The 18,205-nt window shown below is 74.4% G+C and carries 17 protein-coding genes; 6 read left to right on the plus strand and 11 right to left on the minus strand.

All coding sequences use genetic code 11. From position 1 onward, the window contains the following. The 6 genes from ACSMHG_RS18685 to ACSMHG_RS18710 all read right to left on the minus strand — a co-directional run. Nucleotides 1-1,306 (minus strand): DEAD/DEAH box helicase (locus ACSMHG_RS18685; protein ID WP_435747940.1); only part of this gene is annotated, 1,306 nt, incomplete at its 3' end. A 185-nt stretch (nt 1,307-1,491) separates the two neighbouring features. Beyond that, a complete protein-coding gene (locus ACSMHG_RS18690; RefSeq protein ID WP_435747942.1) occupies nt 1,492-1,686 on the minus strand; it encodes a CsbD family protein in 195 nt (64 codons plus the stop codon). Between the two features lie 91 nt (nt 1,687-1,777). After that, nucleotides 1,778-3,253 carry a flavin-containing monooxygenase gene (locus ACSMHG_RS18695; RefSeq protein WP_435747944.1) on the minus strand — a complete coding sequence of 492 codons (1,476 nt, stop codon included), beginning with the start codon at nt 3,251-3,253 and terminating at the stop codon, nt 1,778-1,780. A 74-nt stretch (nt 3,254-3,327) separates the two neighbouring features. Continuing rightward, on the minus strand, nt 3,328-4,080 hold the full coding sequence (locus tag ACSMHG_RS18700) for a glutamine amidotransferase (RefSeq protein WP_435747946.1): 753 nt from the start codon (nt 4,078-4,080) through the stop codon (nt 3,328-3,330). Further along, entirely contained in the window at nt 4,077-5,252 is a 1,176-nt protein-coding gene (locus ACSMHG_RS18705; RefSeq protein ID WP_435747948.1) for a CaiB/BaiF CoA transferase family protein, read from the minus strand. Before ACSMHG_RS18705 ends, ACSMHG_RS18700 begins: the two co-directional genes overlap by 4 nt. A 119-nt stretch (nt 5,253-5,371) precedes the next feature. After that, on the minus strand, nt 5,372-6,328 hold the full coding sequence (locus ACSMHG_RS18710; RefSeq protein WP_435747950.1) for a putative endonuclease domain-containing protein: 957 nt from the start codon (nt 6,326-6,328) through the stop codon (nt 5,372-5,374). A gap of 143 nt (nt 6,329-6,471) precedes the next feature. On the opposite strand from ACSMHG_RS18710, the gene ACSMHG_RS18715 reads away from it, so the two are divergent. Further along, nucleotides 6,472-7,617: a MalY/PatB family protein gene (locus ACSMHG_RS18715; protein WP_435747952.1), complete on the plus strand. Its 1,146-nt coding sequence runs from the start codon at nt 6,472-6,474 to the stop codon at nt 7,615-7,617. 16 nt (nt 7,618-7,633) lie between these two features. Here ACSMHG_RS18715 and ACSMHG_RS18720 read toward each other — a convergent pair whose 3' ends face one another. The 3 genes from ACSMHG_RS18720 to ACSMHG_RS18730 all read right to left on the minus strand — a co-directional run bounded on the left by ACSMHG_RS18720 (nt 7,634) and on the right by ACSMHG_RS18730 (nt 11,051). Next, nucleotides 7,634-8,542 (minus strand): hypothetical protein, encoded by a 909-nt coding sequence (locus ACSMHG_RS18720; RefSeq protein WP_435747954.1) that lies wholly within the window; start codon nt 8,540-8,542, stop codon nt 7,634-7,636. Next, complete coding sequence (locus ACSMHG_RS18725; RefSeq protein WP_435747956.1) at nt 8,539-9,621, minus strand: sulfotransferase family protein; 1,083 nt, start codon at nt 9,619-9,621, stop codon at nt 8,539-8,541. The genes ACSMHG_RS18720 and ACSMHG_RS18725 overlap by 4 nt, the downstream gene beginning before the upstream one ends. Before the next feature lie 62 nt (nt 9,622-9,683). Beyond that, nucleotides 9,684-11,051: a GH1 family beta-glucosidase gene (locus ACSMHG_RS18730; protein ID WP_435747958.1), complete on the minus strand. Its 1,368-nt coding sequence runs from the start codon at nt 11,049-11,051 to the stop codon at nt 9,684-9,686. Nucleotides 11,052-11,067: 16 nt separating this feature from the next. On the opposite strand from ACSMHG_RS18730, the gene ACSMHG_RS18735 reads away from it, so the two are divergent. Then, entirely contained in the window at nt 11,068-11,748 is a 681-nt protein-coding gene (locus tag ACSMHG_RS18735) for a pirin family protein (RefSeq protein ID WP_435747960.1), read from the plus strand. Nucleotides 11,749-11,890: 142 nt separating this feature from the next. Here the strand turns inward: ACSMHG_RS18735 and ACSMHG_RS18740 are convergent, their stop codons facing one another. Beyond that, nucleotides 11,891-12,802, minus strand: coding sequence for a diacylglycerol/lipid kinase family protein (locus tag ACSMHG_RS18740; protein ID WP_435747962.1), 912 nt, complete (start codon nt 12,800-12,802; stop codon nt 11,891-11,893). Continuing rightward, nucleotides 12,799-14,382: an FAD-binding oxidoreductase gene (locus tag ACSMHG_RS18745; protein ID WP_435747964.1), complete on the minus strand. Its 1,584-nt coding sequence runs from the start codon at nt 14,380-14,382 to the stop codon at nt 12,799-12,801. The genes ACSMHG_RS18740 and ACSMHG_RS18745 overlap by 4 nt, the downstream gene beginning before the upstream one ends. A gap of 17 nt (nt 14,383-14,399) precedes the next feature. Here ACSMHG_RS18745 and ACSMHG_RS18750 point away from each other — a divergent pair, with 17 nt between their 5' ends. From ACSMHG_RS18750 to ACSMHG_RS18765, 4 genes are all read left to right on the plus strand, one after another. Continuing rightward, nucleotides 14,400-15,026 (plus strand): TetR/AcrR family transcriptional regulator, encoded by a 627-nt coding sequence (locus ACSMHG_RS18750; RefSeq protein ID WP_435747966.1) that lies wholly within the window; start codon nt 14,400-14,402, stop codon nt 15,024-15,026. Beyond that, nucleotides 15,023-16,564, plus strand: a complete 1,542-nt coding sequence (locus tag ACSMHG_RS18755) for a glycerol-3-phosphate dehydrogenase/oxidase (protein ID WP_435747968.1) — start codon at nt 15,023-15,025, stop codon at nt 16,562-16,564. The genes ACSMHG_RS18750 and ACSMHG_RS18755 overlap by 4 nt, the downstream gene beginning before the upstream one ends. 84 nt (nt 16,565-16,648) lie before the next feature. Beyond that, nucleotides 16,649-17,671 (plus strand): sigma-70 family RNA polymerase sigma factor, encoded by a 1,023-nt coding sequence (locus ACSMHG_RS18760; RefSeq protein ID WP_435747970.1) that lies wholly within the window; start codon nt 16,649-16,651, stop codon nt 17,669-17,671. A gap of 110 nt (nt 17,672-17,781) precedes the next feature. Next, nucleotides 17,782-18,205 (plus strand): hypothetical protein (locus ACSMHG_RS18765; protein WP_435747972.1); only part of this gene is annotated, 424 nt, incomplete at its 3' end.

Here is an 18,205-nt window from a genome sequence, read left to right on the forward strand (position 1 = left end):
GGCCGCGGCGCGAGCGGCGGCCACCGCCGCCACCAGCACCGCCGCCGGCGCCGCGGGACGGACGCTCGGCCGGCACCTCGACGACCAGGCCGCCCTCGACGGTCCGTCGCTCGCCGGGCGCGAGCTCGGTGAGCACCGGGTGGGTGGCCGCGGCGAGCCGGGTGATGGTCGGCTTGATGCCGGCCGCCCGGGTCAGGTCGCGGACGTCGCGGACCTGCTCGTCGGTCATCAGGGTGACCACGGTGCCCGCGGCGCCGGCCCGCGCCGTACGACCGGAGCGGTGCAGGTAGGCCTTGTGCTCGGTCGGCGGGTCGGCGTGGACCACGAGGGCCACGTCGTCGACGTGGATGCCGCGCGCGGCGATGTCGGTGGCGACCAGGGTGCTGGCCTTGCCGGAGTGGAAGGCCTCCATGTTCCGGGTGCGGGCGTTCTGGCTGAGGTTGCCGTGCAGCTCCACGGTCGGGACGCCCGACTTGTTCAGCTGCTTGGTCAGCGCCTTCGCGCCGTGCTTGGTGCGCGTGAAGACGACCGTGCGCCCCGGCGCGCTGGTCAGGTCGACCAGCACCGGCAGCCGGTGCTCGCGGGCGAGGTGCAGCACGTGGTGGTCCATGGCGCTGACCGGCGACTGCGCCGAGTCGGCCTGGTGGACAACGGGCTGGTGGAGGAACTTCTTGACCAGGACGTCGATCGCCTTGTCCAGGGTGGCCGAGAAGAGCAGCCGCTGCCCGTGCTCCGGCGTGGCGCCGAGGAGGCGGCGCACGGCGGGGAGGAACCCGAGGTCGGCCATGTGGTCGGCCTCGTCGAGGATGGTCACCTCGACGGCGCCGAGGTCGCAGTGGCCCTGGCCGATGAGGTCCTCGAGCCGGCCGGGGCAGGCGAGGACGATGTCGACGCCCTGGCGCAGGCCGCGGACCTGCGGGTTCTGGCCAACGCCGCCGAAGATTGTCAGCGTGGTGAGGCCGGCGGCGTTCGCGAGGGGCTTGAGCGCCTCCTCGATCTGGCCGACGAGCTCACGGGTCGGCGCGAGCACGAGGGCACGCGGCTTGCGCGCGGTGGCGGGCTTCCCGGAGGAGGCGAGGCGCGCGACGAGGGGGAGCAGGAAGGCGTAGGTCTTGCCCGAACCGGTGCGGCCGCGGCCGAGGACGTCCCGGCCGGCGAGCGAGTCGGGGAGGGTCTTGGCCTGGATGGGCGTGGGCGTGGTGATCCCGCGCTCGGCGAGGATCGCGGTGAGGTCGGCGGGGACGCCGAGGTCGGTGAAGGCCGTGCCGGTGGTGGCAGCAGCGGGGGCAGCAGTAGCAGAAGGCAACAGGGATCCGTCTCGATGGCGGGCTGTCTCGCCATGGGAACGGGCGCGAACTGACGTCGACGCGAGTGGCGGCTCCGGGGCGGGACTGGAACGGGCCGCATCCCCAACTGTAGGGATGCGGCCCGCAGAAAGCCCATCGGCGCGGCGTGAGATGGCTCTCGGCCGCACCGGGAATGCGGCCGCGCCTACTTGGTCAGCCCGTCCTTGACGTCCTTGGCGGCGTCCTTGACGTGCTCGCCGGCGTTCTTCACCGAGGCCGAGGTCTGGTCGGCCTTGCCCTCGGTCTTGAGGTCCTCGTCGCCGGTCGCGTCGCCGGCGCCCTCCTTGGCCTTGCCGCCCAGCTCCTCGGACTTGTTGCCCATCTTGTCGCCCAGTCCCATGTCAGCCTCCTGGTGATCGCGTGGTCGGCGTACGCCTGTCCGGTGACCGCCCACGACGACCGGGAAACCCGACCACGGGGGCGCGGGGCCGTCAGCGGAAGGCCAGCACCCCGTCGTCGATCGCGTCGCGCCGGATCGTCCGCACGTCGGTGAGGTAGTTCTGGTCGAGCTTCCACGGTGCCCGGTCGCCCTGGCGCGGCAGCCCGTCGAGCGCGCGCAGGACGTAGCCGGAGGAGAAGTCGAGGAACGGCCGCTCGGCGACCGACGGGTCCCGCTCGGCGACGAAGCTGCGCCGGCCGGTCTCGTCGAGGTGGCTGAGCATCCGGCAGACGTACTCGGCGACGAGGTCGGCCTTGAGCGTCCACGACGCGTTGGTGTAGCCGATCGTGTAGACGAAGTTCGGCACGCCGCTGAGCATCAGCGCCTTGTACGACATGGTCTCGGAGAGCTCGACCGGCTTGCCGTCGATCTCCAGCCCGATCCCGCCGAACGGCTGCAGCCGGAGCCCGGTGGCGGTGACGATGACGTCGGCCTCGAGCTCGGCGCCGTCGGTGAGCCGGATGCCCCGCTCGGTGAACGTGTCGATCGCCGCCGTGACGATCGAGGCGTCGCCGCTGCGCAGCGCCTTGAACAGGTCACCGTCGGGCACGAAGCACAGCCGCTGGTCCCACGGGTCGTACGTCGGCCGGAAGTGGGTGTCGACGTCGATGTGCTCCGGCAGCTGACGGCTCACGCCGGCGCGGACGATCCCCTTGACGACCTTCGGCCGGCTCTTCGCCAGCTTGAAGGTGCCGATCGCGAGCAGGATGTTCTTCCACCGCACCAGCGGGAACCGCAGGCGCTCGGGCAGCCACTTCAGCGCCTTCGCCCACGGGTCACGGCCCGGCCGGCTGAGGATGTACGTCGGGGAGCGCTGCAGCATCGTCACGTGCGCGGCGGTGCCGGCGAGCGCGGGCACGAGGGTCACCGCGGTCGCGCCGCTGCCGATGACCACGACCTTCTTGCCCGTGGTGTCGAGGTCGTCGGGCCAGTGCTGCGGGTGCACCAGCTCGCCGGCGAAGTCGTCCTGGCCGGGGAAGACCGGCGCGTGGCCGGACTCGTAGTCGTAGTAGCCCGCACAGCTCCAGAGCAGGCCGGTGGTGAGCGTCCGCTCGCCCTCCGGGGTGTCGACGCGGACCGTCCACCGGGCCGCGTCGGAGTCCCAGCTGGCGCCGAGCACCTTGTGCCGGTAGCGGACCAGCCGGTCGACGCCCCGCTCGGCGGCGACGGTGCGGAGGTAGTCGAGGATGAGCTGCCCGTCGGCCAGCGCGGTGTCGCTGGGCCAGGGCCGCCAGCGATAGCCGAAGGTGAACATGTCGGAGTCGGACCGGATGCCGGGGTAGCGGAACAGGTCCCAGGTGCCGCCGCTGACCTCGCGCATCTCGAGGATGGCGACGCTGCGGCCGGGGTGCTTCTCGCGGACCTGGCAGGCCGCGCCGATGCCGGAGAGGCCGGCTCCCACGATGAGGACGTCGACGTGCTCGGCCGTCGACGGGGTCTGCTGGGGCTGGTGCTGGCTCTCGCTCACGAACCCATTATTGACAGATGTTCAACAGTCGGTCGAGGGTGACGCCGCTCACCGTGCCGCCTCGGACAGCCGGGCTACGCCGGCCAACCGGCGTACCGCTCGACGAAGCGGCGCAGCAGCGTGGCCGGCTCCGTGACCGACGCCGCCCGGGCCAGCCGCTTGAGCTCCTCGGCCCCACCGGGCTCGAAGTAGCCGTGGTGCTCGTAGACGTCGATGCGCAGGCAGAGCCCCTCGACGTCGAGCTCGGGGTGGAACTGGGTGGCGTAGACATGCTGCCCGATCCGGAAGGCCTGCACGGGGCAGGCGGGCGAGGACGCGAGCAGCACCGCCCCCTCGGGCAGCCGCGCGACGGCTTCCTTGTGACCCAGGTACGCCGTGAAGGTCTCCGGCAGCCCGCCGGTGACGGGGTCGGCGCGGCCGGCGTCGGTGAGGGTGATGTCGACGGCGCCGATCGGCTCGCCGTACGTCCGGTCGACCACCCCGCCGCGCAGCACGCCGAGCGTGCCGATGCCGTAGCAGCAGCCGAGGAAGGGCGTGTCCTCGGCGACGACCCTCTCGGCCAGGTCGGCGAGCTCGGCCTCCACCCGGCGCTGGGTGGCCGACTTCTCCTCGAGCGGGTCGCTGACGTTGAACGGCCCGCCACCGAGGACGATCCCCGACCAGTCCCCCGGGTCGACGGCGCCGAGCGGGCCCTGCTCGAGCCGCACGCGGCGCAGGTCGCGCTCGTCCAGGCCGGACGCACGAAGGACGGCCTCGTACTCACCGTCGGCCGCGGCATCCTCCGCGCGGGTCCCGAGGAAGAGGAAGGGCTTGGCGGGCTCGGTCAACGGGCGGGCGCCTGCACCGCCACGCCGCGCTCGAGGAGGCCGTCGACGTCCGGCACGCCCCACGCGGTGAGCGCCGCACGGGTGTGCTGGCCCGGCTCCTGCGACGGCGGCAGGCCCAGCGTCGCCTCGGTGCGGCTGAACCGGGGCGCGGGCACGGGCTGGAGCAGCTCGTCCTTGGTGACGAAGACGCCCCGCGCCTTCATGTGCGGGTGCTCCGCCGCCTCGCTGATCGGGATGATGCCGGCCACGCAGGCATCGGTGCCCTCGAAGACCTCGACCCACTCGGCCTGGGTGCGCTCCTGGAACCGGCGGGTGAAGACCTCGCGCATCTCGTCGTACCGGTCCAGCTCCAGCTGCCCGGGGCAGGTGTCCTCGACCTCGAGCAGCTTCACCAGCTGGGCGAAGAACTGCGGCTCGAGGGCGCCCACCGACATGTGCCGGCCGTCGGCGGTCTCGTAGACGTCGTAGAACGGTGCTCCGCCGTCGAGCAGGTTGACCGCCCGCTCCTCGCGGAACTGGCCGCCGGCGATGAACGCCGCGGTCATCGCGTTGAGGCTGGCGGTGCCGTCGACGATCGCCGCGTCGACCACCTGGCCCTGCCCGGAGACCTTGGCCTCCAGCAGCGCGGCGAGGATGCCGATGACGAGGTACGTCGACCCGCCGCCGAAGTCACCCACCAGGTTGCTCGGGAAGTGGGGACGGTCCTTGTCCTGGCCCAGCCCGAAGAGGGTGCCGGTGATCGCGATGTAGTTCATGTCGTGGCCGGCGGCCTGCGCCAGCGGGCCGTCCTGGCCCCAGCCGGTCATCCGGCCGTAGACCAGTCGCTCATTGGCGGCCAGGCACTCCTCGGGGCCGAGCCCGAGGCGCTCCATCACGCCGGGCCGCATGCCCTCGACGAGGACGTCGGCGCCGGCGACCAGCTCGAGCACCGTCTGCACGGCCTCGGGCTGCTTGAGGTCGAGCGCGACGCTGGGCCGCCCCCGGTTGAGCAAGTTGTGCGCGCCGCCGGCGAGCGCCTGGCCCCCGGGGCGCTCGACGCGGATCACGTCGGCACCCAGGTCGGCCAGCAGCATGCAGGCGTGCGGGCCGGGTCCGATCCCGGCGATCTCCACGACCTTCACGCCCCGCAGCGGTCCGGTGCCCTGCCCCAGCTCCACGCCTGTGTCCGTCATGGCCGCGATCATGACAGAGGTGCTGTCACGGTCGCGAGGGGCGGCCCGCGTCGTGGGAGTCCCTGACGCGCCCGGCACGTCAGGGACTCCCCCGTCGCCGGCCAGCCCGGGCACCCCGGTCAGGCAGCCGTCCGCACCGCCGAGCAGCCGGGCCGGCACGCCCGCACCGGACCCGGCCAGCCGGAGGCCATGAGCAGGGTGCCGACCTTGCCGGCAGTGACGCAGGACCGGTCGAAGACCTGCGACCACCCGAGCCGGACCGTGCGTCGCCCCTCGAGCGCCGCGTCGAGGTCCCGCTCCAGGTCCCGGCTGCGCTGGCCGGGACCATCGTGGAACATCCGCCCGTCCAGCTCCACCACCACTGCCAGGGGGTCGTAGTCGACGTCGCGGAGCTGGCGACGACCGTCCGTCCGGATCGCCTCGCGCTGGCGGGCATCCACCGGGAGCCCGTGGGGCCGCTCGACCAGGTCGAGGTAGCCGCGCTCCAAGACCGAGCACGTCCCGCTGGCCAGGTCGTCGAGCACGGCGGTCAGCCACGCGCGCCGCGGGTGGCGGGCGCGACCGGCGAGCTCCTCGGCCAGCCGACCGGGCGTCGTACGGCGGTCCCGGCACACCCGCGCGAGCACCTCGACCGCAGCCAGGTCGTCTCCCGCAAGGCCACCCAGGTCGATCGCGGCGACCTCCAGCCTCGTGCGTGGCGGTGCTGCGTTCCACCGCACGCGTCCGTCGAGGCGGAGCACCCGGCGCACCCGGTAACCGTCCGGCTCGGCCACTCGGCGCGAGTGGTCCACGGCCAGCTGGATCGGCCCCGGCCTACCCGCGCCGCTGTTGGGATCGACCAGCGCGGAGTCGAGGTCGAGCGCGGCCGGCCACAGCGCGAGCACGCCAGCCCATGCCCGCTGGCGCCAGGTCGGCGTCCCGGTGTGGTCGACGAAGACGCCAGGCAGCAGCCGGGTCAGCTCCCGCCGGCGCAGCAGCCGCTCGAGGTCGTGCGGCCGCGTGATGCCCTCCAGCTGCCACCGCGCGACCACGCCGTCCTGCTTCCGCAGCAACCGGGCCAGGTCGTCGTGGTGCACGTGACCATGCTGCGGCGGCGGGCCCGGCCGGAGCCAGGTCCCGATCCGGCCCTGTGGACGACGGGACGTGGGAGTCTGCGACGCACCAGGCGCGTCAGGGACTCCCACGAGGGAGGCAGGGCACGGAGGGTTCAATGGGCGGCATGATCCGCGACCTGACCGACCGCGAGGCCCGCGAGGCGCTCGTCCTGAAGTGGGGCACCGTCGAGGACGACGTCCTCCCGGCCTGGGTGGCCGAGATGGACTACGCGCTGGCGCCCCCGGTCGCCGAGGCGCTGGCCGCCGCGGTCGCCCGCGGGGTGACCGGCTACCCGCCGTTCACGCTCGACGGCGGCCCCCTCGGCGTGGCGTACGCCGGCTTCGCGGCGCGGCACTTCGGCTGGCAGGTGGAGCCGGAGCAGGTGCTGCCGACCGTCGACGTGACCGCGGGTGTCCGGCTGGCGATCGACGTGCTGAGCGGACCGGGGCCGGTGGTGCTCCCGCTGCCGGCGTACGCGCCGCAGCTGGCCCTGCCCGAGGTGTGCGGCCGCGAGCGGTGGGACCTGCCGGTGGAGCCGGACGCCGACCGGGTGACGGTCGACCTCGACCGGCTCGACCGCATGTTCGCCGACGGGGCCTCGACCCTGCTGCTCACCCAGCCGCACAACCCGACCGGCCACGTCCACACCCGTGCCGAGCTCGAGGGCATCCGGGACGTGGTCGCCCGCCACGGAGGCCGGGTCGTGAGCGACGAGATCCACGCGCCGCTCGTGCTGCCGGGCGCCGAGCACGTGCCCTACCTCGCCCTCGAGGGCGCCGCCGAGCACGCCGTCGCGGTGGTGGCCGCGTCGAAGGCGTTCAACACCGCGGGCCTGCGCTGCGCCCAGGTGGTGAGCGGCGACCCGGCGACCGCCGCACGGCTGGCCGGCGTGCCGATGGCGCGCAACGACTCCTGGTCCCCGCTGGGCGAGGTGGCCGCGGTGGCGGCCTACGAGCACGGCGACGCGTGGCTGGCCGCACTGCTCGAGCGGCTCGACGCGCAACGCACCCTCCTGACCGACCTCCTCGCCGAGCACCTGCCCGAGGCCCGGATGCGGCCGCTGGAGGCGACGTACCTGGCCTGGCTGGACCTGCGTGCCTACGGCCACGCCGACCCCGCCGCGGTCGCGCTGGAGCGGGGACGCGTGCGGGTGGCCGCCGGGCACGACTACCACCCGGGCCTGCCCGGCCACGTCCGGCTGAACATCGCCACCTCGCCGGAGCGGCTCACCGAGGTCGTGCGGCGCCTGGCGCGGGGCCTGACCTCGTGAGGCTGCCGGGCGCGGCCTAGCGCCGCCTGACCAGCGGGCGGGGCGCCTGCGGGAGCCAGGTCCGGGTGACGTGGTCGACGACGTGGACGCCCGGCGGCGCCTCGATCCGGTGCAGGCCCGGTACCTCCTCGCCGCGGCCCTCGTGCAACGCGGAGTAGACCTGCCACTCCCGGCGCTTGCGCGGCGCGCGCGAGGACTCGAAGTCGTCGGTGCTGCTCCAGTGCGCGAACTCGTCCTGGTCCAGCCACTTCAGCTCCACGCACATGCCCTCGGGCGCGACGATCCGCTCGGAGGTCTCGGGGAACTCCCGCACCTCCCACTCGAAGGCCTTGACGAAGGTGAACTCCGGGCCCATCGGGTAGACCCACGGCTCCAGGAACCGGAACCCGAGGTCGATCCAGGCCACCGACTCGCTCTCGATGCTCAGCGGGTGGCGCGGCACGGCGACCACGGCGTCGGAGTCCTCCAGCTGCCACGACAGGTCGGCCAGCAGCGCCTCCCCCTCCGGGGTCAGCACCATGTCGCCGTCCCACTTCATCGAGTAGCTCGTGCGCACGTGGGAGAAGGACCAGTTGTAGAAGTGCGTCAGCGAGTGCACCGAGTGCGGTGGTGTCGCCAGGTGCTCCGTCCCGGCGCGACTGACCCGGAAGGGGTAGGACGTCAGCGTGAACCGGTCGCCGGCGCCGCACTCCTCCGCGACCCGCTGGGCGACCTCGGGCGTGCCGTCGTCGGAGCCGTTGTCGACCAGGACGACGTGCTGGACCGCGCGGAACATCGGCGGCAGCACCCACGGCAGGTTCCGCGCCTCGTTGCGCACGCGGAAGACGCACGTGAGCCCCGGCGGCAGCGGCCCGTCCTGCCAGGCCCAGCGCACGTCGTACGCCGGGTCGCCCTCGAGGCAGGCGATGTCCGCGGGACGGCTCACCGCTGCTTGCCCAGGGCCTTGCGCAGGCCGCGGCGCGCCCCGGGCGGCACCATGGCCCGGACGCCGTGCGGGATCCGGTCGACCGCGCGGCCGGCGCCGGGGCCGGCCGGCTGACCGGCGCCACCCTGCCGGCGGCCGTCGCGCTCGGCGGCCAGGGCCGTGGACTGGCTGACCGCCTCGGCCTCCTCGTAGAAGTCCGCGTACGCCGTGCGCAGCTCGTCGAGCCGGTCGTGGGCCTCGGCGGTGTCGCCGTCGGGGTCGGCGAGCCGGTCCAGCTGCTGCCAGGACTCCTCGGCGACCTCCCGGAGCCGCGCCGGCACCTGCACGTCGTCCCAGGTCAGCTGGACCCGCCGCAGGCCCGGGTCGATGAACTGGTGGACCCGGCGGATGTCGTTGGCCGACGCCGACGTGACCGCGTCGAGGTCGAAGAGCCGGCCGAGCCCGAAGACCGGGATCGTCCAGTCGGTGAGCATGTCGTGGTAGCGCACGAACGCCCGGTCGCTGCCCCGCGTCGCGCGCTCGGTGTGCAGCATCATGTTCACCCAGGCGGCGGTCCGGCTGATCTCGCCGAACCGGCCGGCGACCTTCCCGCCGGCGTAGTACTTCTGCTTGCTGCCGACCACCTCGGTCACCGGGCGCAGCATCGTGACGTAGGCCGGTGTCGCGTCGCAGCGCAGCGCCGCGCTGCGCCACAGGCCCAGGAACCACGCCAACCGCGGGTCCTTGACGACCAGCTCCGGGCCGCCCTCGACGAACTGCTGCTCGAGCCACTCGTGCAGGCGCGTCCGCAGCGGGTCCAGGGTCGCGAGCTTGCCGGCCTCGAACCACGCCGCCGGCCGCGCGTCGGACACCGCGACGTTGCACCGCTGCAGCAGCTCGTGGTGGAAGTCGACCACCCACTGCGGCTCGCCGAAGCCCTTCGGGTTGGTCTCGTCCGCGTCGACCTCCGGCTGCGGCACGTGCATGCCCAGCGTCTGCAGCGTCCCGGACATCGTGCTCGTCCCGCTGCGGCCGGAGCCGACCACGAACACCACCCGCCGCTTGACCGGAGGGGCCGGCGGGACAGCGGACGTCGACATGGCCCTCAGCGTAGAAGATCGGGTCGCCCGTCCCACGGCCACGGCCACGACCGACCCGTGGGTCAGCCCAGTGAGCGGGTCTGCGCGGCGATGACGTCGGCGTACCAGCGGAAGGACCGCTTCGGCGTGCGCACCTGCGTCTCGTGGTCGACGTGGACCAGGCCGAACCGCTGGCGGTACCCCTCGGTCCACTCGAAGTTGTCGAGCAGCGTCCAGCAGTAGTAGCCGCGCACGTCCACGCCGCGCTGCACCGCGTCGGCCACCGCGCGCAGGTGCCCGTCGAGGTAGTCGATGCGGGCCTGGTCGTCGACGACCCCGTCGGCGTCCGGCCCCACGTCGTACGCCGCGCCGTTCTCGGTGATGAACAGCGGCGGCAGGGCGGCGCGGAACCGGGCGCGGAACATGATGAGCCACTCGCGCAGCGCCTCGGGGACGACCGGCCAGCCGAAGTCGGTCGTCGGGTAGCCCAGCAGCTCCCGGAACTCGAACGGCATCTCGGCGTCCTCGCCGGCGGCGCCGATCTTCATCGGGTTGTAGTAGTTGATCCCGTAGAAGTCGAGGGGTTGGCGGATGGTCGCGAGGTCGCCGTCGCGCACCACGTCCTCGAGCAGCGGCGCGAGGTCGACCGGGTAGCGGCCCAGCAGCATCGGCTCGATGAACAGCCCGTTCCACAGCGCGTCGAAGAGCTTGGTGGCGCCCACGTCGGCGGCGTCCTCGGAGGCCGGCCACATCGGGGCGTGGTTGTTGGCGCAGCCCACGCTGACGGTGGCGCCGGCCGGCGCGGACCCGCGCAGGGCGATCGCCGCGCGGCCGTGCGCGAGCAGCAGGTGGTGGGCCGCCGGCAGCGCGTCGAACATCAGCGCCCGGCCCGGGGCGTGCATGCCGAGGCCGTAGCCCATGAGCATGGCGACGTTCGGCTCGTTGACGGGGATCCAGTGCTCCACGCGGTCTCCGAACCGCTCGCCCACCACGGCGGCGTACTCTGCGAAGCGGTCGATGGTGGCCCGGTTGAGCCAGCCGCCGTCGTCCTCGAGCGGCTGCGGCAGGTCCCAGTGGTAGAGCGTGACCATCGGCTGGATCCCGGCGGCGACCAGCGCGTCGAGGAGCCGGTCGTAGAAGTCCAGGCCCTCGTGGTTCAGGGCCCCGGAGCCGGCCGGCTGGATCCGCGACCACGAGAGCGAGAGGCGGTAGCCGCCGACGCCGAGGTCCTTCATCAGCGCGACGTCCTCGTCGAACCGGTGGTAGTGGTCGCAGGCGACGTCGCCGGTCGCGCCGTCGAGCGTCCGTCCCGGCGTGTGGCTGAAGGTGTCCCAGATCGACGGCCCGCGTCCGCCCTCGGCCGCGGCACCCTCGACCTGGTAGGCGGCCGTGCTGGTGCCGAACCGGAATCCCGGGGGGAGCTGGGGCAGGTCAGGTCGTCCGTCGGGCACGGGCACAATCATGGACGTGACCGTCGAGATCCGCCGGGGTTCCGCCCGTTTCGTCAGCCGTTCTCCCGGCATGGTGACCCACCACGCCTTCTCGTTCGGTGAGCACTACGATCCCGAACGGCTCCGGTTCGGGCCGATGGTCTGCCACGACGACCACCACCTCGGGACGGGGAAGGGCTTCGACACCCACCGGCACAGCGGGCTGGACATCGTCACCTGGGTGGTCGCCGGCCGGCTCGAGCACCGGCACTCGGGGGGCGGGCCGACGGTGGTCGAGGCCGGCCAGGTGGCCGTGCTCGCCACCGGGTCGGGCGTCGAGCACAGCGAGCACGCGACCGAGGACGGCCGCGCCCGCTTCGTGCAGGTGTGGCTCACCTCCGCCGACGACGCCGCCGCCGGCGCCGGCGACCCGTCGTACGACGTGAGGTCGGTGCCGGCGGTGACCGGCTCGCTCGTCGAGGTGGCCCGCCCCCAACCCGGCGCGTCACTGCAGCTGGCCCGCCTCGACGCGCTCCAGACGCTGGCGCTGCCGGTGGCGCCGAAGGTGCACACCTACGTCGTCACGGGCGCGCTCACCCGCAGCTCGATGGCCGAGCCGCTCGCCGCCGGCGACGCGTTCCTCTTCACCGACGAGCCGGCGCACGAGGTGACCGCCGCCGTCCCCACCGACCTGCTCGTCTGGACCTTCGACGACTGACCCCCCACCCGTCGAAGTGGCGCGGCCACAGGGTCGAGGTGGGGCGGCTACAGGGTCGAGGTGGCGGGCCTGAGGAACCGGCGCGCCACCTCGACCCTGCACGCGCGCCACCTCGACCCTGCACGCGCGCCACGTCGACGGGTCAACAGATGATCGGGAGGGCGCCGGGGCGGACCTCGACGACCAGCGGCTCCTCGGCGAGCGGGGGCAGCACGCCGAGGTGCTCGCCGTCGCCGCCGACGGGGACCGGCCGGGCCGCGTCGGCACGCAGCTCGACCCGCCGGCCGGTGAGCACGGTGACCTCGGGCAGGTCGACGTGGCCGCCGTCGTACACCTTGGGCAGCGACCGGACCAGGGCCGCCTTCGACGCCGCCTCGATCACGACCACGTCGAGCAGCCCGTCGGAGACCGAGGCGGCGGGGGCGATCTTCATCCCCTTGCCGTAGTACGCCGAGTTGGCCACCACCACGGTGGCGGCGTCGACCTCGTGCTCGACGTCGTCGACGCGCAGCCGGTAGCGGGCGGGCGAGTACCCGAGGAGCGAGCGGACGGCGGCGTACGGGTACTGCAACCGCCGGGGCAGCCAGCCGACCCCGTCGACGACCTGGGCGGCGCGGGCGTCGACGCCGGCGTACACCGATCCGGCCACCTCCCGGGTCGCGGCCCCGGGGAGGGAGCAGCAGAGCAGGTCCACCCGGCACACCTCCCGGCCGAGCAGCAGGGCCGCCTGGTCGGCCGGCGAGGCGGGGAGCCCGAGCATCCGGGCGAAGTCGTTGCCACGGCCCGCCGGCAGCACGGCCAGCGTCCCGCCGGCCGCCGACACCGCGCCCGCCAGCGAGGAGAGCATGCCGTCGCCGCCGACCGACACCACGACGTCCCCGCGCTCGACGGCCGACCCGACGAGCGAGACCATCGCCCGCGGGCCCGGCGAGTAGGTCACGTCGACGGTCGCGCCGGCCTCGCGGAGCAGCCGGGCCACCGGCACCACCGCCTCGGGCGCGGCGCCGCCACCCGACGCCGGGTTGACCAGGAAGGTGAACGATCGGGTCGTCACGGGACCAGCACCCCCGGGTTGAGGATGCCGGTGGGGTCGAGGTCGGCCTTGACCGCCCGCAGCACCGACACCCCGAGCTCGCCGATCTCGGCGGCCAGCCACGGCCGGTGGTCGGTGCCGACGGCGTGGTGGTGGGTGATGGTGGCGCCCGCGGCGACGATCGCGTCGCTGGCTGCCGCCTTCGCGGCCCGCCACCGCTCGATCGGCTCCTCGCCGGCCTTCGCCGCCACGGTGAAGTAGAGCGAGCACCCGGTCTCGTAGACGTGACTGATGTGGCACAGCACCAGGACCGGCTCGCCGAGGGCCCCGGTGAGCGCCGTGCGCACGTCGTCGTACAGCCGCTCGACGTCGGACCAGAAGGTGGCCGTCTCCAGCGTCTCGACCAGCACGCCGACGTCCAGCATCGAGTCCCGCAGGTACGGCGCATCGAAGCGGCCGCGCGCCCAGGCCCGCCCCGGCTCCTCCCCGAGCGGCGTGCCGCCGAGGCCGGCGAGCACGTCGGCGACCGCCCGGCGGCGGGTGGCCACGACCGCGGGCTCGCCCTCGTGGCCGACGACCATCAGGCAGCCGCCGGCGTCGCCGGAGCCGAGCTCGGCCGGCCGCGCGAGGTTCAGCGCCGACTCGTGCTCGTCGGAGAGCCGGAGCACCGTCGGCAGCAGGCCGGTCTGGGCGAGGGTGCGCATCGCGGCCGCGCCGTCGGCGAAGGAGGGCCACCGCCAGCCCTCGTAGACCTTCTCGGCCGGCAGCCGGCGCACGCGCACGGTCACCTCGGTGATCACGCCGAAGGCGCCCTCGGAGCCGAGGAGCAGCTGGCGCAGGTCGGGGCCGGCGGCGGTGGCCGGCGCGCTGCCGAGCCGCAGCTCACCCCGGGGGGTGGCGACCCGCAGGGCGACCACGAGGGCGTCGAACCGTCCGTAGCCGGCGCTCGACTGGCCGCTGGAGCGGGTGGCGGCGAACCCGCCGATCGAGGCGTGCTCGAAGGACTGGGGGAAGTGCCCGAGGGTCAGCCCCTCGGCGGCGAGGAGCGCCTCGGCCTCGGGCCCTCGCAGGCCCGGCTCGAGGGTGGCGGTCATCGACGTGGGGTCGACGGCGAGCAGCCGCTTCATCCGCACCAGGTCGAGCGAGACGAGCCCGGCGTACCCGTCGCGGCGCGCGGCGAGGCCACCGGTCACCGAGGTGCCGCCGCCGAACGGCACGACGGCCAGGTGGTGCTCGACCGCGAAGGCCAGCACCGCCGCGACCTGGTCGTGGTCGCCGGGGCGCACGACGACGTCGGGGGCGTCGGTGAGGTCGCCCGCGCGCTGGCGGAGCAGGTCGGGGGTGGACTTGCCGCGCGTGCGCAGCCGGCGGGTGAGGTCGTCGGTGCGGACGTGGGCGGGGCCGACCAGCTCGGCGAGGCCGGCGACGAGGCCCGGCGCGATCCCCGGCTCGGGCGGTGCGACGTCGTCGAGGGCCGGCCGCTCGTCGAGGCCGAAGACCAGCTCGACGAGGCCGCGGGCGGGCTCGGGCAGGGCGCCGGCCCGGGCCGGGTCGCCCCAGCGGCTGGGGTGCATCTCGACGGTGTGCTCGAACGTCTCCATGCGTTACACTGTGACATATGCCGTCACTTCGTCACAACGGGTCGTCCGAGGACAGCCCTGCGACCGAGTCCGACCGCGGCCCCCGCGACGCCTACCTCGACGCCGCCCGGGCCTGCATCCTCGACCTCGGCTGGCGGCGTACGACGCTGACCGAGGTCGCCCGCCGGGCGGGGGTCTCCCGGATGACGATCTACCGCTCCTGGTCCGACATGTCGCAGCTCCTCGGCGACCTGATGACCCGTGAGTGGCGCGGCGTCGTGACCGAGGCCGTCGCCGCGGAGGACCCCTCGCGGCCCGCCGTCGAGCGACTGGTCGAGGAGGTCGCACAGACGGTGCGCGTGCTGCGCGAGAACGAGCTCTTCGTGCGGATCGTGGAGCTGGACCCCGAGCTGATCCTGCCCTACCTGCTCTCCCGCCGCGGCCGCTCCCAGGAGCTGGTCCTCGACGTGGTCGAGCGCGCGATCGGCGCCGCGCAGGAGACCGGCGAGGTCCGGGCCGGCAACCCGCGCGCCATGGCCCGCGGCCTGGTGCTCGCGGCGCACGGGTTCGTGCTGTCGGCGCACACCATGGTCGACGAGGCCGTCAGCGAGGCCGACCTCGACGAGGAGCTGCGCGTGACGCTCACCCGGGCGCTGCAGTCATGAGCCCGCGGATCGCGCCGGGCCTCGACGGCGTGCCGGTCGAGGTGGACCTGGTCGTGGTCGGCCTCGGCATCACCGGCGCCGGCGTGGCGCTCGACGCCGCGGCCCGCGGCCTGTCGGTGCTGGCCGTCGACGCCCACGACCTCGCCTTCGGGACGTCGCGGTGGAGCTCGAAGCTCGTCCACGGCGGGCTGCGCTACCTCGCCAAGGGCCAGGTCGGCGTCGCCCACGAGAGCGCGGTGGAGCGCGGGATCCTGATGGAGGTCACCGCTCCGCACCTGACCCGGCCGATGCCGATGCTGCTGCCGCTCACCAGCGGCGTCACCCGCGGGCAGGCCGCCCTCACGGCGGCGGGCCTGCGCGCCGGGGACGCGCTCCGGCGTGGCGCCCGGACCTCGGTCGAGACCCTCCCCCGACCCCGCCGGCTCTCGGCCACCGAGACCCTCGCCCTCGCGCCCCCGCTGCGCCCGGCCGGCCTGCGCGGCGCCCTGATCTCGTGGGACGGGCAGCTCGAGGACGACGCCCGGCTGGTCACCACCGTCGCCCGGACCGCCGCCGGCCACGGCGCCCACGTGCGCACCCGCGCCCGGGTGCTCTCCGCGACGGGCCGCGAGGTCCACCTGCGCGACGAGACCACCGGTGGCACCACCACGGTGGCCGCCCGCGCGGTCGTCAACGCCGCCGGGGTGTGGGCCGGCGACCTGGTCGAGGAGGTGACCCTGCGGCCCAGCCGCGGGACCCACCTGGTCCTGCGCGCCGACGTCCTGGCCGGTCTGCGGGTCTCGGTCTTCGCACCCGTCCCCGGGGAGACCAACCGCTTCGTGCTGGTCCTTCCTCAGCCCGACGGCACCGTGTACGTCGGGCTCACCGACGAGCCCGTGGACGGCCCGGTCCCCGACGTGCCGGAGCCGACCGAGCCGGAGATCGGCTTCCTCCTCGACGTGGTCTCCGCCGCGTTCGCCCGGCCGCTGCACCGCGACGACGTGGTCGGCGCCTTCGCCGGCCTCCGGCCGCTGCTGCACACCGGCGGGGACACCGACGGCGCGACCGCCGACCTCTCCCGCAAGCACGCCGTGCTCGTCGGCCGCTCGGGCGTCGTCACGGTCGTCGGCGGGAAGCTGACGACCTACCGTCGGATGGCGCAGGACGCGGTCGACGCCGCCGTCGCCCACGCCGGCCTGCCGGCCGGCCCCTGCCGCACCCGCGCACTGCCGCTCCTCGGCGCCGCGCCGCGGCCCGTGCTGGCCGAGCTCGAGCAGCCCGAGCGGCTGGTCCGCCGCTACGGCACCGACGCCGAGCTGGTGCTCACCAGCGCGCGCGAGACCACCGGGCTCGACGACGCCGCGCTGCTGGCCCCGGTGGCCGAAGGGGTGCCCGTGACACTGGCCGAGCTGGTCTTCGGGGTGACCCACGAGGGCGCCGCGGACGTCGACGACCTCCTGGACCGGCGTACCCGGGTGGGGCTGGTGGCCGCCGACCGTGCCCTCGCGGAGCCCGCCGCCCGCCGTGCCCTCGGGCTCGCCCGAGGCGCCGTCCACTGAGGCCCACCGGGGTCCACCGAGGTTCACCGAGGCGCCATCCCGCGCCCCTCGACGGATGTCGGTGGGCGGCGCCACACTGCTGACGTGGACCAGGCGAGCACCGGGGCGACCATCACCCGACCGACGGCAGACCGGACGAGCGACGACCACCGGTCGGAGCTCGGCGACTTCCCCAGCCTGACGGCGCGGTACGAGCGCGAGCTGCTCGCCCACTGCTACCGGATGAGTGGCTCGGTCCACGAGGCCGAGGACCTGGTGCAGGAGACGTTCCTGCGGGCGTGGAAGGCCTCCGCCGACTTCCAGGGCCGCAGCTCGGTGCGCACCTGGCTGCACCGGATCGCCACCAACGTCTGTCTGACCAACCTCGAGGGCCGCCCCCGCCGGCCGCTCCCCGCCGGCCTGGGGACGCCCGATCAGATGGCGGGCGAGGCGCTGGAGCAGGACCACGAGGTCGCCTGGCTCGAGCCGGTGCCCGACGCCGCGGTGGTCGTGGCGGAGCGCGACTCCATCCGCCTCGCCTTCGTCGCGGCGCTGCAGCACCTCCCCGCCCGGCAGCGGGCGGTCCTCATCCTCCGCGACGTGCTGCGGTGGTCGGCCGCCGAGGTCGCCGACGCGCTCGACACCACGGTGGCGGCGGTCAACTCGGCCCTGCAGCGGGCCCACGCCCAGATGAAGGCTTGTGGTCTCACCGAGGACACCGTCGAGCCGACGCTCACCGAGGGGCAGCGCCAGCTGCTGGACCGGTACGTCGACGCCTTCTGGCGCAAGGACGTCGGGGCGATCGTCAGCATGCTCACCGCCGAGGCCACCTGGGACATGCCGCCGTTCACGAGCTGGTTCAAGGGGGCCACCACGATCGGCTGGCTGATCGGCACCGAGTGCCCCGGCGGCGCCCACGACATGCCGATGGTCGCCACCTGGGCGAACGGCCAGCCGGCGTACGGGCTCTACATGCGCACGCCCGCCGGGGACTTCGCACCGTTTCAGCTTCAGGTCATCGAGCTCGAGGGCGAGCAGGTGCGCCACGTGACGGCCTTCTTCGACGAGCGGCTCTTCGCGACGTTCGGGCTGCCGGACCGGCTGCCCGCCGACCACCGGCCGGCCTGAGCCAGCTCGGAACGGGTCAGCGGGGCCGGGCTGGACCACCCGGCTGGACCACCGGCCCTTTCGCCGCCGTTCCCGCGACGCCGGGGCCGCGGCTTCCTAGGGTGACGTCCGTGCTGGAGCCGACCGTCCCCGGAGGAGCGACCGAGGCCGCCGAGCTGCTGGACCGGGCCCGGGCACTCCTGCACGAGGGTGCGGTCCACGAGGCGCTCGACGCGCTCGCCGGCCTCGACACCGGGCACCTCGACACCGGGCAACTCGACACCGGGCACCTCGACACCGGGCACCTCGACACCGGGCACCTCGAGGAAGGGCACCTCGACCACCGGGGGCGCGCACGCGCCCTGGCCACGGCGCTCGAGTGCCGGCTGGCGCGGGGCGACCTCGCCGAGGCGATGGCCCACGGCGACCGGCTCGAGGCCCTCCTGCCGGACCTGCTGACCGCGGGCGACGACTCCGCGGCGGTCGCCCACCACGCCCGAGGCGAGCTCGCCTCGGCGCTCAGCGAGCCGGCGCACGCGGCGCAGCACTACGCGG

Origin of the sequence: Nocardioides ureilyticus (assembly GCF_051280745.1) — a bacterium.
GTDB lineage: Bacteria > Actinomycetota > Actinomycetes > Propionibacteriales > Nocardioidaceae > Nocardioides.

Bases quoted from the DNA above. Each gene is read 5' to 3' on its own strand.
- ACSMHG_RS18690 (WP_435747942.1), bottom strand. From the start codon at position 1,686: ATGGGACTGGGCGACAAGATGGGCAACAAGTCCGAGGAGCTGGGCGGC.
- ACSMHG_RS18705 (WP_435747948.1), bottom strand. From the start codon at position 5,252: ATGACGGACACAGGCGTGGAGCTGGGGCAGGGCACCGGACCGCTGCGG.
- ACSMHG_RS18715 (WP_435747952.1), top strand. From the start codon at position 6,472: ATGATCCGCGACCTGACCGACCGCGAGGCCCGCGAGGCGCTCGTCCTG.
- ACSMHG_RS18725 (WP_435747956.1), bottom strand. From the start codon at position 9,621: ATGTCGACGTCCGCTGTCCCGCCGGCCCCTCCGGTCAAGCGGCGGGTG.
- ACSMHG_RS18745 (WP_435747964.1), bottom strand. From the start codon at position 14,382: ATGGAGACGTTCGAGCACACCGTCGAGATGCACCCCAGCCGCTGGGGC.
- ACSMHG_RS18750 (WP_435747966.1), top strand. From the start codon at position 14,400: ATGCCGTCACTTCGTCACAACGGGTCGTCCGAGGACAGCCCTGCGACC.
- ACSMHG_RS18755 (WP_435747968.1), top strand. From the start codon at position 15,023: ATGAGCCCGCGGATCGCGCCGGGCCTCGACGGCGTGCCGGTCGAGGTG.